General features: G+C 68.7%; 11 protein-coding genes. 2 read left to right on the plus strand and 9 right to left on the minus strand.

Going from position 1 to position 13,240, the window contains the following annotated elements; genetic code table 11:
* Positions 1–39: 39 nt before the first annotated feature.
* From BJY17_RS05885 to BJY17_RS05905, 5 genes are all read right to left on the minus strand, one after another.
* Positions 40–1,572, minus strand: a complete 1,533-nt coding sequence (locus BJY17_RS05885; RefSeq protein ID WP_179552740.1) for a M81 family metallopeptidase — start codon at positions 1,570–1,572, stop codon at positions 40–42.
* A gap of 82 nt (positions 1,573–1,654) precedes the next feature.
* A complete protein-coding gene (locus BJY17_RS05890; RefSeq protein WP_179550531.1) occupies positions 1,655–2,644 on the minus strand; it encodes an ROK family protein in 990 nt (329 codons plus the stop codon).
* 53 nt (positions 2,645–2,697) lie between these two features.
* A complete protein-coding gene (locus BJY17_RS05895) occupies positions 2,698–3,627 on the minus strand; it encodes a carbohydrate ABC transporter permease (RefSeq protein ID WP_179550532.1) in 930 nt (309 codons plus the stop codon).
* Positions 3,617–4,528 (minus strand): carbohydrate ABC transporter permease, encoded by a 912-nt coding sequence (locus tag BJY17_RS05900; protein WP_179550533.1) that lies wholly within the window; start codon positions 4,526–4,528, stop codon positions 3,617–3,619. The genes BJY17_RS05895 and BJY17_RS05900 overlap by 11 nt, the downstream gene beginning before the upstream one ends.
* Before the next feature lie 26 nt (positions 4,529–4,554).
* The gene (locus tag BJY17_RS05905) at positions 4,555–5,805 is read right to left on the minus strand and encodes an ABC transporter substrate-binding protein (protein ID WP_179550534.1); all 1,251 of its coding nucleotides are present in this window, start codon (positions 5,803–5,805) and stop codon (positions 4,555–4,557) included.
* A 226-nt stretch (positions 5,806–6,031) separates the two neighbouring features.
* Between BJY17_RS05905 and BJY17_RS05910 the strand changes: the two genes are divergently transcribed.
* Complete coding sequence (locus BJY17_RS05910) at positions 6,032–7,222, plus strand: ROK family transcriptional regulator (protein ID WP_179550535.1); 1,191 nt, start codon at positions 6,032–6,034, stop codon at positions 7,220–7,222.
* A 7-nt stretch (positions 7,223–7,229) separates the two neighbouring features.
* Here the strand turns inward: BJY17_RS05910 and BJY17_RS05915 are convergent, their stop codons facing one another.
* Positions 7,230–8,489: an alpha-L-fucosidase gene (locus BJY17_RS05915; protein ID WP_179550536.1), complete on the minus strand. Its 1,260-nt coding sequence runs from the start codon at positions 8,487–8,489 to the stop codon at positions 7,230–7,232.
* Between the two features lie 189 nt (positions 8,490–8,678).
* Here BJY17_RS05915 and BJY17_RS05920 point away from each other — a divergent pair, with 189 nt between their 5' ends.
* Entirely contained in the window at positions 8,679–9,527 is an 849-nt protein-coding gene (locus BJY17_RS05920) for a hypothetical protein (RefSeq protein WP_179550537.1), read from the plus strand.
* A gap of 66 nt (positions 9,528–9,593) precedes the next feature.
* Here the strand turns inward: BJY17_RS05920 and BJY17_RS05925 are convergent, their stop codons facing one another.
* The 3 genes from BJY17_RS05925 to ilvN all read right to left on the minus strand — a co-directional run bounded on the left by BJY17_RS05925 (position 9,594) and on the right by ilvN (position 13,239).
* Entirely contained in the window at positions 9,594–11,477 is a 1,884-nt protein-coding gene (locus BJY17_RS05925; protein ID WP_179550538.1) for a bifunctional metallophosphatase/5'-nucleotidase, read from the minus strand.
* A 175-nt stretch (positions 11,478–11,652) separates the two neighbouring features.
* Positions 11,653–12,681, minus strand: coding sequence for a ketol-acid reductoisomerase (gene ilvC / locus BJY17_RS05930; protein ID WP_074258662.1), 1,029 nt, complete (start codon positions 12,679–12,681; stop codon positions 11,653–11,655).
* A gap of 48 nt (positions 12,682–12,729) precedes the next feature.
* Positions 12,730–13,239 (minus strand): acetolactate synthase small subunit, encoded by a 510-nt coding sequence (gene ilvN, locus BJY17_RS05935; RefSeq protein WP_179550539.1) that lies wholly within the window; start codon positions 13,237–13,239, stop codon positions 12,730–12,732.
* Position 13,240: the final 1 nt, after the last annotated feature.

The raw sequence follows: 13,240 nt of genomic DNA on the forward strand, positions 1-13,240 counted from the left end.
CGTTCCTGTTCAGGGTGTCAGCCGGGTGTCAGCGGGGTGTCAGCGGGTCGTTCGACGCGTCACGAGGGCGACGAGTGCGGGCTCGGCGGCATCCGTCTCGAAGGGGAAGACGCCGGGCGCGAGCTGCCGGTGGCCCAGACGCAGCAGGTCCTGGTCGACGCCGCCGGGGGTCAGCGCGAGCTTCCAGCCCTGTGCGAGGTCGTAGAGCTCGGGCTCGAGGTAGCCGATCTTCACGATGACGATGTCTGCCGCGTGCGGGTCGAGTCCGAGCATCGTGAAGTCGGCGAGGTGGTGGAAGGGCTTGCGGCGTTCGGTGATGATCGCATGCACGCCGCCCGCCTTGATGACGACCTGCGTTCCGGCGTCGGGGTCGCCGTCGGTGATCGAGAACACCGTTCCCGCGATCGGCACCGGGCCAGATGGCCCATCGTCGACGCGACCGCCGACGAGCACGGCGATCTCGCCGCCGACGCCGGCCTTCCTGGCGGCCTCGACGGCGGCCGGGTCGAAGATCGACGCGTGGATGACGGTGAGGCCGCCGTCTGCGAACTCGGGCCGGTCGAGCAGCTGCCCGAGGGTCCACGAGACGTCGCCCGCCCCGCCGGCGGTCGGGTTGTCGCCCGAATCCGAGATGAGGTACGGCCGCTCGTCGGTCGCGGCGAGTGCCGCGTCGATCGACTCGGCCAGCGGCAGGGCGTCGGCGACGAACTCGAAGTCGTCGCGGGCGTCCCAGTAGGCGCGGGCGAGCCGCTCGGCCTCGGCGGCGATGACCTGCCGGTCGTCGCCGGTCACGACGACGGCGGCCTGGCAGCGGGGCTCGTCGGCCCAGGCGTAGCCGACCCACACGGCGGCGTCGACGACGCCCGTGGTGTGCTCGGCCACCGGCACCTCGGCGTAGATGCCGCGCGCGGGCTCGAGGCGGGTGCTCGTCTTCTCGCCGGGCAGCAGCACGGGCACCTGCAGCCAGGCCTTGTACGGGCGGCGCGCGAGCACGTCGGCGCCGACGGAGGAGCGCAGGCGGGTGAGCAGGTTGAACACGGCCCGCTCCTTGGTGTTCCACACGTCCTCATGGGGAGCCATGCGGTAGCAGGTGATGAGGTCGACCGCGTCGAGCAGCTCGCGCGAGACGTTGCCGTGCAGATCCATCGAGGTCGAGACGAGGGTGGCGTCGCCGAGTTCGGCACGCACCGCACGGGCCAGGTCGGCCTCGGCGTCGACCATGCCGACGACGCTCATCGCTCCGTGGATGTCGAAGAAGAAGCCGTCGAACGGGCCCTGGGCGCGGATGCCGGCGATGATCGCACGCTTCATCCGCTCGTAGGTCTCCGGTGCGACCGCGCCGCCCGGCAGCGACCGGCCGTGCGTCAGCGGCACCCATTCGGCCGCCGCACGCAGGTCCGATCCCTCGGAGAGGAACGGGTAGTAGGCCATGAGCGAGGCGCCCTCGCGCATGGTGAACGCCTCGTCGCCGCTCAGGTGCGGCGAGAACGTGCTCGACTCGATCGAGATGCCGGCGATGCCGATGCGGGGCCGAGCGAGGCCTCCGGGCTCCAGGCCGCCGAGCGGCCCCATCCAGATCTCGGATGCCTCCGGTGCGATGGTCTCTGCGTCGTTCACGTGCTGCTCCTCGGTGGTGTTCTGCATCGGTCTCGGCTCACGCCGTCATGGCGACGGGCGATGCCGGCGCTGCGGCATCCGCTTCGGTGTCGCCGACGATCGCCGCCGGATCGTCGGCGAGCGGCCAGGCGAGCGCCGCGGCCCCGAGCGCGACGGCGCGACCGCCGAGCAGCGCCGGATGCACCGTGAGGGCGATGCCCGAGACGGGTTCGTTCTGCGCGAGGGTTCTGGAGAGCGAGGGCTCCAGCACGTCCCATGCCTCTCGCACTCCCCCGCCCACGACGACCTCGACGACGTCGAGGAGGTTCGCGGCGGTGGCGATCGCGAGGCCCAGCGCGTGGCCTGCCGCGTCGAACACCGCCGTGGCGTCGGCGTCGCCGACCCGCGCGAGCTCGGCGATCTCGACCCCCCGCGTGCCGGCGGCGCCGACCCGCTCGGCGTACCGGGCCTCGATCGAGCGGCCGGAGGCGAGCGTCTCGAGGTGGCCGACCTGCCCGCAGGTGCACACCAGATCGCTGTAGCCGGGCGTGTGGCCGATCTCGCCGGCGGCGCCGTGCGGGCCGCTCAGGATGCGGCCGTCCATCGCGATCGCGCCGCCCACGCCGGTTCCGAGCGTGATGCCGATGGCGTGCTCCGATCCGGCGACGGAGCCCCAGCGGAGCTCGCCCATCAGGAACGCGTTCACGTCGTTCTCGGCCGAGACCGGCACGCCGAGCGCGTTCGACAGCTCGGGCCCGATGGCGTAGCCGACCCAGTCGGTGAACGACTCGGATGCCGCGCGCACCGTGCCGCTCGCCTGGTCGATGACGCCCGCGGCGCCGACGCCGGCGGCGACGGCGACGAGCCCCGAGCTCTGCTCGAGCGAGCGCACGAGCCCGGCAGCGGCGGCCGTCATCGCGGCACCGCCCTCTCGCGCCGGCGCCGGAACGACGCCTGCCGCGAGGACGTTGCCCGAACGGTCGCAGAGCACCGCCGAGATCTTGGTGCCGCCGATGTCGAGACCGGCGACCACGTGGAGCGAAGACATGGTGGTTCCTGATTCAGTGCGGAGTTCAGTGGAGCGGGACGAGCCGTCCGCCACTATCGGCCACCCAGTCCTGCCATCGCGATGCCCTTCACGAGGTGCTTCTGCAGCACGATCACGAGCACGGTGGTCGGCACCATGGAGATGATCGCCGCGGCCATCTGGAGGTCCCAGCGCGTGCCCTGGAGTCCCGAGAACGACGCGAGGCCGACGGGCAGGGTGCCGTGGGCGGCGTAGTCGACCGTGACGATGAGCGGCCAGAGGTAGCTGTTCCAGAAGGAGAGGAACGTGAAGACCGAGAGCACGGCGACGGCCGACTTCGCGAGCGGCAGGATGATCTGCAGGAATGAGCGGATGGGTCCTGCGCCGTCGACGCGCGCCGCCTCCTCGAGTTCGAACGGGATGCCGCGGAAGAACTGGCGCATGAGGAACGTGCCGAACGCGGTGAACGCGAAGGGCAGGATGAGCGACTGGTAGGTGTCGACCCATCCGAACCACTGCATCACCTGGAACATCGGGATGACGAGCACCTCCTGCGGCACCATGAGCGTGGCGAGGAAGATCACGAAGACGGCGTCGCGGCCCTTCCAGCGGAGGCGTCCGAACGCGTACCCGGCCGTCGTCGACACGGCGAGCACGACGAGCGTGCCGGTGATCGAGACGAAGAACGAGTTGCCGATGTAGGTGAGGAACGGGCCGTACGCGAAGACGTCGACGAAGTTCGACCAGCGCACCTCCGACCCGATGAGGGTCGGCGGCATCGAGAACATCTCGGAGTTGGGCTTCAGCGCCGAGAAGAAGGCGTAGACGATCGGCGAGACGAAGATCGCAGCGGCGACGTAGACGGCGATGTGCGCGAAGACGAGCCGCACGCGGCCGCGCTTCGTGAGCGGTTCGCGACCGCCCGATCGATCGTCGGGCTCTGCGGGGGCGTCCGTCTCGGCATCGAACACCGCGGTCGCGGCCGGGAGCGTGTCAATGCTCATAGTGCACCCACTTCTTCTGCGCGCGGAACTGCAGCGCGGTCAGGACGATGATGATGGCGAAGAGGATCCAGGCGGCCGCTGCGGCGAGGCCGAGCTCCTGGAACTTGAAGCCCTGGTTGTAGATGAACTGCACGAGCGGCTGGGTCGCGTTGCCCGGACCGCCGCCGGTGAGCAGCTGCGGCTGCACGAAGACCTGCAGCGCGGTGATCATGGTCATGATGCTCGCGAAGAACAGCGACGGCGAGATCATCGGCAGCGTCACGCTCCAGAGCATCCGGAAACCGCGGGCGCCGTCGATGCGCGCCGCCTCGACGACGGACTCGGGCAGCTGCTCGAGCGCTGCCGAGAAGATCAGCATGTTGTAGCCGAGCCCCTGCCAGACCGACATCATGACGACCATGATCATGGCCCACTGCGGGTCGGCGAGGAAGTTCGGCAGCTCGACCCCGAACCAGGTCTGGGAGAGGCCGTTGAAGAGGCCCTGCGGCTGCAGCATCATCTTCCACACGAGCACGTTCGCGACCATGGGGGTCACGACGGGGATGAAGAAGAGCACGCGCAGCATGCCGCGACCGCGGATGCGGGCGCTCAGCGAGATCGCGAGCAGCAGCGACAGCCCGACGCTGATCGGCACGTAGAGCAGGGCGAAGACGAAGGTGTTGCGCAGCGCCGGCCAGAAGTCGGGGCTCTGCGTGAAGAGCTTGACGTAGTTGTCGAGCCCGACGAACGTCTTCTCGCCGAAGGTGGGCCAGTTGAAGAAGCCCATGACGATGGACAGGACGACGGGGACGACCGTGAACAGGGCGAGCCCCGCCAGGGCTGGGCTGACGAAGCCCAGCGCCTGACGGGATTCAGCTCTGGCGAGCGTCCCTCGACGAGGTATCTGCTTGGTGTTCGACATCTCGAGAGGGTCCTTGCCGGTGGTGCTTATTCGCCGAACTGCTGCTGAGCGGACTCGAGCACGTTCGACATTGATTCCTGGCCGTTGTAGACGCTCACCAGCTGCGGCTGGATGTACGTGCCGACCTTCGACCAGTTGTCGCTGACGTTCTGGCCTTCGACCTGCTCGAACGCCTTGGTGAAGACGGCCTCGACCTGGTCGCGGTACTGCTCGTCGATCGACTCGAAGTACAGCGGCTGCGACGACACGCGCGCCGGGTAGCTGCGACCCGACGAGGCGATGTAGTCCTGCGAGTCGGCGCTGAGGAGCGAACCGAGCACCTTGAGGGCGTCTTCCTTGTTCTCGCAGTCCTTCGCGATGCCGTAGCCCGAGCCGAGGATGAGGCCGAGCGAGCCGTTCTCACCCGTGGGCAGCGTGGTCATGCCCGCGGCGAACCCGGAATCGTTGTTCAGGTAGCCGACCGCGTTCCAGGTGCCGTCGACGGCCATCGCCGCGTTGCCGCCCGTGTACTGGTTCTCACCCCAACCGGTGTCGGAGGCCGAGGCGACCGGTGCCGCGACCTTCTGGTCGGTGACGAGGCCCGAGTACCAAGTGGCCGCGTCGACGAAGTCGGGGTTCGTGAGGTCGAGCGTGCCGTCGGCCTCGACGGGCTGCGTGCCCGACTTGGCGATCGGCAGCGCCTGCCACTGGAAGTCGCCCATGCCCACGGCGAAGCCGTACTTGCCATCGGTGGTGGCTGCCTTCGCGGTCGCCTCGAAGTCGTCGAAGGTCCAGCCCGCCTCGGGAGCGGCGACGCCGGCGGCATCGAGCATGTCCTGGTTGTAGTAGACGAGCATCGTCGAGATGTCGAACGGCAGGCCGTACATGGTGCCCTTGTTCGAGAGGATCTCCTCGCTGCCGGCCGCGAAGTCGGCCGGGTCGAGCCCAGCGGTCTTCAGGTCCGCCTCGGTGAGCTCGGCGAACCCGGCGGTGTAGCTCGAGAGCATGCCCGAGTTCATTCCGGTGACGCAGGCCATGTTGCCCGAGGCCATGTTGGTGGTGAGCTTCGTGAAGAAGTCACCCCACGGCGCCGTGCGCAGTTCGATCTTCAGGTCGGGGTTCTGCTCCTGCGCGATCGCGAGCTGTGCGTTCAGGGCGTCGGTGTCGTCCTGGCTGCCCGCCCACATGTCGATCACGATGGTGTCCGACGACGCCTCGGCGCCGCCCGTGCTGCAACCCGTCATCACGAGTGCGGCGGCGGTCGCGACCGCCATCGCGCCGACGTGGATCTTCTTCATTGAATGTCGCCTCCTCAGGCATCAGGACACATGAGTTGGCCAAGTTTTTTCGACCGTCGAATGAACTTTGTCAACTTTGTGCGTAAAGTCATCATGCCAGACGAGGCAAGCTTCGCCAACTTTCGTCGGATGTCTGGCGCAGATCCTTGAATTTCGGCGGGTTGATCGCCCAAAAGACTCGACGATCGTACTAATCTCAACTTACTTCGACCTCGAAAGAAGCTGCATGTCACAGCCGACACCGCCGACGCACCCGACGTCGCCACCACAGCACGCCCGCCAGATCGTCGAGCTCATCGCCCGGGGCGAGGCGAGTTCGCGCAGCGACCTCTCGCGCATCCTGGGACTGGCGCCCTCGACGGTCTCGCTCCGCGTGGCCGAACTCACCGAGCTCGGCGTGCTGCACGAAGAGGGCGTCGGCATCTCCAGCGGCGGCCGTCGCCCCCGCATCCTCCGACTCCGCGGCGATCGCGGCAGCATCCTCGTCGCCGACCTCGGCGGCGGCCATGCACGCATCGGCCGCGTCGACCTCAGCGGCGCACTGCTGGCCACCGCCACGATCCCCGTCGACGTGGGCGACGGCCCCGAGGCGACCCTCACGGCGATCGCCGCCGCGATGCGCGCACTCGCGACCGAGGTCGACCCGGAGTTCCGCGGCATCCGTGGCGTCGGCGTCGCGCTGCCGGGCCCCGTCGACGTCGGCACCGGCATCGTCGATCAGCCGTCGCGGATGCCCGGCTGGCCCGGCTTCCAGGTGCGCGACTGGCTGAGCCGCGAATTCGGCGTGCCCGCCGCCGTCGACAACGACGCCAACCTCATGGCGCTCGGCGAGCACCGTGCACAGTTCGGCGCGACCCGGCACAGCGTCACGGTCAAGGCCGGCACCGCCATCGGCAGCGGCATCGTCGTCGACGGCGTGCTGCACCGCGGCGCGACCTGGGCCGCCGGCGACGTCACGCACACCCGCATCGACGCCGCCGACGAGCGGCCGTGCTCGTGCGGCAACACCGGTTGCCTCGAGACCGTGGCGAGCGGTGCGAGCCTCGTGCGGCAGATGAACGAACGCGGCATCGCGGTGCGCACGACCGCCGACGTGCTCGCCCTCGCCCGCGACGCCGACCCGGTCGCCACGACGCTCGTGCGCACGGCCGGCACCTATCTCGGCCAGGTGCTCTCCACGGTCGTGAACTTCTTCAACCCCGACGCGCTCTTCCTCACCGGCAGCATGTCGTCGAGCGAACCCTTCATCGCCGCCGTGCGGAGCCGCATCTACGAGGGCTGCCACCCGCTCGTGACCCAGCGCCTGCGCATCGAGGCGGCGTCGACCGGCCCGAACGCAGGTCTCCTCGGCGCCGCCCGACTGGTGCTCGACGAGCTGACCTTCAGCTCCGACGAAGCGACGCCTGCGGCGCGCTGACCCGGGTTCAGGCCAGCGTCAGCTCGATCACCGGCACCGCGACATCCGGCTGCCTGACCGGCAGCGACACCGTGAGGGTGCCCGCCTCCTCCCCCGCCGGGCGCATCACGTTCGCCACCTGGTCGGGGTCGGTCTCGCTCGTGCGGAGCCACGATCCGTCGTGCAGGAAGCGCGCGTACGAGACCCTCCCGGCGAGGCCGGGCAGGTGCACGTACCCGAGCGGCCAGCTGAACAGGTGCAGGTAGAGGCGGTCGCCGCGGAGCGTGTAGACGCCCTCTCGCGGGGGCGCATACGGCGCGTGGCCGGCGCCGACGATCGCGTCGCGGTGCAGGTCCATCCAGTCGCCGATCTCGCCGAGGAGGCTCCGGTCGACGGGAGGGATCGCGCCGCGCCCGTCGGGCCCGACGTTCAGCAGCATGTTGCCGTCCATCGAGACCGAGTCCGCGAGCATGCGGATGAGCAGCGGCGCGCTCTTGAAGTCGATGTTGTCGCGGTGGTACCCCCACGAGCCGTTCGTGGTCTGGCACGCCTCCCACACGACGGGCTCGCCGTCATGCACGAGCGGCCTGGTCGGCTGGTACTGCTCGGGCGTCACGAAGTCGCCCGGCACGCCGAGCCGGTCGTTGACGAGCATGTCGGGCTGGAGCTCACGGCACAGTGCGAGCAGGCCCTCCGCATCCCAGTCCTCGGGACCCTTGCCGGCCCACCCCTCCTTCGTCTCGGGGTAGGTGAAGTCGAAGAAGAGGTAGTCGATCGTGCCGTAGCGGGTGAGGAGCTCGCGCACCTGCCCGTGCAGGTACGCCCGGTAGCGCTCCATCGAGCGGCCGTCGTTCAGTGCGTGCGCCTCGGGGTCGTCGCGTCGCGGATGGTTCCAGTCGACGGTGAAGTCGGGGTGATGCCAGTCGATGAGCGAGTAGTACAGGCCGACCTTGAGGCCCGCGGTGCGCGTCGCCTCGACGTACTCGGCCACGAGGTCGCGGTCGCAGACCGCGCGGGTCGTGAAGTCGGTGAGGTCGGAATCCCACAGGCAGAAGCCGTCGTGGTGCTTCGTCGTGAGCACGCTGTAGCCCATGCCGGTCCCGACGGCCGTGGCCGCGATCGCCGTGGCATCGAAGCGGTCGGGTTCGAAGTGCTCCACGTAGGGCAGGTACTCCGCGTCGGTCAGCCGCTCGTAGGTCTGCACCCACTCATGGCGGGCGGCGCCGCTGTAGGCACCGAAGTGCACGAAGAGCCCGAATCGGGCGGTGTCGAACCAGTCCTGTCGCATGTCGTCCTTCTCATCACGGCGGTCGCATCCATCCTGACACACAGACATCGGATGTCTCGCCGCCTCCCTCCTCCAGGCACTCGCCCACCCGTCGATGACGCCACGATGACGATTCCGCGTCGATCCGCCACCCCTCGACCCGGTTCCAATATGCTCATCGCGGCACTCAACCCCCTCGGAAGGACGAACGTGGCAGAGCAGGGCAAGAAGAAGGTCGTACGAGTCGAATCCACTGCGCCGGCAGACAAGGGCGGCGGCACTGCCGTCGCCGATGCCTCCGCCGCCCCGACGTGGACGCCGACCCCCGAGGCGAAGAGGCAGGCCGTGACGTTCCGTCTCATCGCCGGCGGCCTCTGGCTGCTCGCCATCGCCGGCGAGGTGTTCACGATCTTCTGGGTGCTGCGCCAGGTGCCCGTGAACATGGTGCTGCTCATCATCCTGATCGTCGTGATCGGTGCGCTCGCCATCGGCGGCTCGCTGCTCTGGAAGCAGGCGAACCGCCTCGACCCCGCGTCGAAGGAGGACAAGGTCCGCTTCTTCGTGCAGAACCAGCTCGGCGCGATCATCGCGGTCATCGCATTCCTGCCGCTGATCATCCTGATCTTCACGAACAAGGACATGGACGGCAAGCAGAAGGCGCTCGCCGGCATCATCGCGATCGTCATCGGCGGCGGAGCGCTCGCCCTCGGCATCGACTACGCGCCGCCGTCGGTCGAGCAGTACACCTCGGAGTCGAACGTCATCGTCCAGCTCACGGGCGAGGATGTCGTGTACTGGACGAAGTCGGGCTCGGTCTTCCACGTCTGCTCCGAGGTGCCCGACGTGAACAAGGAGTCGAAGGACGGCCAGATCTACGAGGGCACCGTCGCCGCCGCCCACACGGCAGGCAAGGACCGTCTGACGAAGCGCTGGGAAAGCGAGGCCGTCAACTACTGCGGCTACACGCAGGAGCAGGTCGACGCCGTCAAGGCCGACGTCGACGCCCCCGCGAACGAGGAATCCGTCGAGGCGCCCGAGGAGACCCCGGCCGCGGAGTAGCCCGACGCCGAGGCACGTGACGAAGGCCCGCCCGGATCACCGGGCGGGCCTTCGTCGCGCTCGCGGTCAGAACACCGGAACTCCGTTGCGGACGAGCCGCCAGTTCTCGACGTGGAACACTGCCGGGTCGATCACGCCGGCCGCCGAGGCGTAGGAGACGATCGCCTCGCGGATCGCGACCTGCGCGTTGTAGACGACGGGCGCCGCGGCGATGTGCGGGAACCCGCCGCCGCCCGACTGCCGGTAGTTGTTCACCGCCACCAGGAACTGCTGGTCGGGCGCGACGGGAGCGTTCCCGTACGTCATTCCGACGATGCGCGACCCATACGGCTGCGAGATGTCGACCGAGTAGTCGATGCCCGAGAACTGGTCGTAGTTGTAGTCGGGCGTGCTGCCGGCGTTCGTCCACGACGCCGGCGCGACGGGGGCGTCGGCGGCCACCTGGATGAAGTACTTCGCCGAGTACTCGAGGTAGTCCTTGATCTGCGCACCGGTGAGGACCGACGCCATCAACGTGTTGTCGTAGATGTACAGCCCGGCGACGTCCTTGATCGTGACCGGCCCCTGCGGGAAGCTCGCCGCCCGGTTGAACGGCGCGGCGATCGAGACGATCGGCAGGGCCGCCTCGGGCGTGCCCGCGACCGCCGCGGCGACCGTCGCCGTCTGCACCTCGTTGACGTAGTCGAGGATCGCCGTGTCCTTCCAGCACGCCTCGGCGGCCGACATCGACTCGGTCGAGTTCGCGACCGGCGTGTTCATGTACGTGACGACGGCGTCGTGCTGGTCGCGCACGAGCGCCACGAACGCCGGATCGTCGACGACGGTGTTCGTGTTGAGGGTCGTCGCGGAGTGCGCGACGACCCCCCACTTGCCGCGCACGAACTCGAGGTCGAGGTCGAAGACGCTGAGGCGCTGACCCCAGTTCTTCGGCTCGCTCATGATGACCTCGGCGCCCGTCGCGGTGTTCGTGACGAGGCGCTGCGGGATCTCCTGGTGCGCGTGCCCGAAGAGGATCGCGTCGATGCCCGGCACCTGTTCGGCGACCAGCTTCGCCGCGTTCTCGACGGGCAGGTCTCCCCCGTACGATGACGTTCCGCTCTCGCCAGAATGGGCGCTCACGACGATGATGTGCGCACCCTCGGCGCGCATCACCGGCACCCAGCGCGCGGCGGTCTCGACGAGGTCGAGCACCTCGACCCTGCCCGAGACGTTCGCCTTGTCCCAGATGACGACACCCGGGTTCGTCAGGCCGAGCACGCCGACACGCACCGGCGGGAGCCCCTTCGCCGCCTTCATCGTCGTGATCGTGTACGGACGGAAGCGGGGAACCTTCGTGCCCGCGTGCACGGCGTTCGCGGCGAGCACGGGGGCGTCCATCTGCGAGATCCAGTTGTCGAGGAAGTCGAGGCCGTAGTTGAACTCGTGGTTGCCGAGTGCGACGGCGTCGTACTCGAGTGCGTTCATCTGCGCGGCCACCGGGTGGATCGCGCCCGTCTCGGTGACCGGCTCGACCGTGGCGTAGTAGAAGCCGAGCGGGGTGCCCTGGATGGTGTCGCCCGCGTCGAACAGCAGCGTGCGCTCCCGGCCGCGATCGGCGCGGATCTGCTTCACGACACTCGCGACACGAGCCAGGCCGACGGCGTTGCTGGGAACTCCGGGCCGCCCGTCGTTGAAGGCGGCGTCCTTGTAGTAGTCCCAGTTGACGACGTTCGCGTGCAGGTCGGAGGTGCCCATGATCGTGATCGTCACGGCCTTGGCGCCCGGCGCGGCATTGGCGGCCTGGGCCGCCCCCGGCCAGCCGGCGGCGGCGAGCGCTCCGGCGGCCGACATGCCGACGAGGACGTTGCGTCGACTGAGGCCGGAACGCTCGGGTGCGGCGTCGTCGTCGGGTACGGCGCACGAGCACCAGCGGGGGGTGGGTTCGGGGTGGTGATGGGAGAGTTCGCTCATGGCACCACATGCGACCACACCCGGTGCCTCCATGACAAGCGTTTTGCCACAACGCGCGCTGCTCATTCGCGCACGCCGCGAGAACGGCCCGCTCCGGAGCATCCGGAGCGGGCCGTTCAGTGCTGCGATGCAGCCGATCTGTTCGCTGCGCTCGGGCGCGCGACCTCGCCGTCGGCTAGCGCGCGACCTCGCCGTCGACGTAGTCGTCGTCGTTCGAGGCGTTCCAGGCGAAGAGCTTGCGGAGCTCGCGGCCGGTGGCCTCGATCGGGTGCGCCTCGCCCTTGGCACGGAGCTCGAGGAACTCCTTCTGGCCGTTGTCCTGGTCGTCGATGAAGCGCTGCGCGAACGCGCCCGACTGGATGTCGGCGAGCACGGCCTGCATGTTCTCCTTGACGTGCGGGTCGATGACGCGCGGGCCCGAGACGTAGTCGCCGTACTCGGCCGTGTCGGAGACCGACCAGCGCTGCTTGGCGATGCCGCCCTCCCACATGAGGTCGACGATGAGCTTCAGCTCGTGGAGCACCTCGAAGTAGGCGACCTGCGGCTGGTAGCCGGCCTCGGTGAGGGTCTCGAAGCCGTACTGCACGAGCTGCGAAACACCGCCGCAGAGCACGGCCTGCTCGCCGAACAGGTCGGTCTCGGTCTCCTCGGTGAAGGTCGTCTTGATGCCGCCGGCGCGCAGGCCGCCGATCGCCTTGGCGTACGAGAGGGTGAGCGGCCAGGCGTTGCCCGATGCGTCCTTCTCGACGGCGACGATCACGGGCACGCCGCGGCCGGCCTCGTACTCGCGGCGCACGGTGTGGCCCGGGCCCTTGGGGGCGACCATGACGACGTCGACGCCCTCGGGCGCCTCGATGTATCCGAAGCGGATGTTGAAGCCGTGGCCGAACACGAGGGTCTTGCCCGCAGCCAGGTTGTCCTTGATGGACTCGGCGTAGATGTGACGCTGGTACTGGTCGGGCGCGAGGATGACGATGACGTCGGCCCAGGCAGCGGCGTCGGCGACGCTCTTGACCTCGAAGCCGGCCTCTTCGGCCTTGGGCTTCGACTTCGAGCCCTCCTTGAGTCCGATGACGACCTCGACACCCGAGTCGCGGAGGTTCTGCGCGTGCGCGTGGCCCTGCGAGCCGTAGCCGATGACGGCGACCTTCTTGCCCTGGATGAGGGCGAGGTCGGCGTCCTTGTCGTAGTAGATCTCAGCCATGATGCTGTCTTTCTCCTTGATCGGGGATGGTGCAGTTCGTGAAAACGGTCAGTTCTTGAAGACGCGCTCGGTGATGGACTTGCCGCCACGGCCGATCGCGAGGAGGCCCGACTGGGCGATCTCCTTGATGCCGTAGGGCTCGAGCACCTTGAGGAACGCGGTGGTCTTGCCGGAGTCGCCGGTGACCTCGATCACGAGCGCGTCGGTCGAGACGTCGACGACGCGGGCACGGAAGAGGTTCACCGCCTCGAGCACCTGCGAGCGGGTCGTGTTGTCGACCCGCACCTTGATGAGCAGGTGCTCGCGCTGCACCGCCTGCGCGGGGTCGAGCTCGACGATCTTGATGACGTTGACGAGCTTGTTCAGCTGCTTCGTCACCTGCTCGAGCGGCAGTTCATCGACGTCGACGACGACGGTGATGCGGCTGAGCCCCTCGATCTCCGAGTGGCCGACCGCGAGCGATTCGATGTTGAAGCCGCGCCGGGCGAAGAGCCCTGCGACGCGGGTCAACAGGCCGGGCTTGTCTTCGACGAGGAGGGAGAGAACGTGCGTCGACATG

Origin of the sequence: Agromyces hippuratus, from assembly GCF_013410355.1 — a bacterium.
Lineage (GTDB): Bacteria > Actinomycetota > Actinomycetes > Actinomycetales > Microbacteriaceae > Agromyces > Agromyces hippuratus.

What these genes read in the sequence shown, in the direction of transcription:
- BJY17_RS05925 (WP_179550538.1), bottom strand. Translation starts at nt 11,477, where the DNA reads ATGAGCGAACTCTCCCATCACCACCCCGAACCCACCCCCCGCTGGTGC.
- BJY17_RS05895 (WP_179550532.1), bottom strand. Translation starts at nt 3,627, where the DNA reads ATGAGCATTGACACGCTCCCGGCCGCGACCGCGGTGTTCGATGCCGAG.
- BJY17_RS05905 (WP_179550534.1), bottom strand. Translation starts at nt 5,805, where the DNA reads ATGAAGAAGATCCACGTCGGCGCGATGGCGGTCGCGACCGCCGCCGCA.
- BJY17_RS05900 (WP_179550533.1), bottom strand. Translation starts at nt 4,528, where the DNA reads ATGTCGAACACCAAGCAGATACCTCGTCGAGGGACGCTCGCCAGAGCT.
- BJY17_RS05885 (WP_179552740.1), bottom strand. Translation starts at nt 1,572, where the DNA reads ATGGGGCCGCTCGGCGGCCTGGAGCCCGGAGGCCTCGCTCGGCCCCGC.
- ilvC (WP_074258662.1), bottom strand. Translation starts at nt 12,681, where the DNA reads ATGGCTGAGATCTACTACGACAAGGACGCCGACCTCGCCCTCATCCAG.
- ilvN (WP_179550539.1), bottom strand. Translation starts at nt 13,239, where the DNA reads ATGTCGACGCACGTTCTCTCCCTCCTCGTCGAAGACAAGCCCGGCCTG.
- BJY17_RS05910 (WP_179550535.1), top strand. Translation starts at nt 6,032, where the DNA reads ATGTCACAGCCGACACCGCCGACGCACCCGACGTCGCCACCACAGCAC.
- BJY17_RS05915 (WP_179550536.1), bottom strand. Translation starts at nt 8,489, where the DNA reads ATGCGACAGGACTGGTTCGACACCGCCCGATTCGGGCTCTTCGTGCAC.
- BJY17_RS05890 (WP_179550531.1), bottom strand. Translation starts at nt 2,644, where the DNA reads ATGTCTTCGCTCCACGTGGTCGCCGGTCTCGACATCGGCGGCACCAAG.